Origin of the sequence: Paraburkholderia sp. SIMBA_053, assembly GCF_046534895.1 — a bacterium.
Taxonomy (GTDB): Bacteria; Pseudomonadota; Gammaproteobacteria; order Burkholderiales; family Burkholderiaceae; genus Paraburkholderia; species Paraburkholderia caledonica.
Genome location: NZ_JAWRXU010000380.1, coordinates 1 through 309 on the forward strand (window position 1 = coordinate 1; position 309 = coordinate 309).

A 309-nucleotide genomic window follows, 5' to 3' on the forward strand; every position below is an offset into this window, starting at 1 on the left:
TACGGCGTTCATTGGATGATTCCTGACAGAGCGATGCACTCATTGGCCATGAAGCCGGCGCATGAACATCGCCATGATGTCCTCCCAGACGGCTTCGGCGGCGTGCGGGTGGTAGTCGTTGCGCGCGGCAAAGCAGAAGCCGTGATGCGTGCCCGGCACCACGTCGACGCGCGCCGCGACATTGGCTTTTTCCATTGCATCGCGAAACGTGGGCACGACATTAGCGGGTACGGCCGGATCGATCTCGGCGAACGCGGCGTAAACCTCGCCCTGAATGTTGTCCGCGAGAAGATGCGGCGAATCGGGTTT

1 protein-coding gene is annotated in these 309 nt (G+C 61.2%); it reads right to left on the reverse strand.

The window, feature by feature from the left end; all coding sequences use genetic code 11:
• Positions 1-39 precede the first annotated feature (39 nt).
• On the reverse strand, positions 40-309 hold a 270-nt coding region (locus SB753_RS36080), incomplete at its 5' end, for a dienelactone hydrolase family protein (protein ID WP_410804888.1).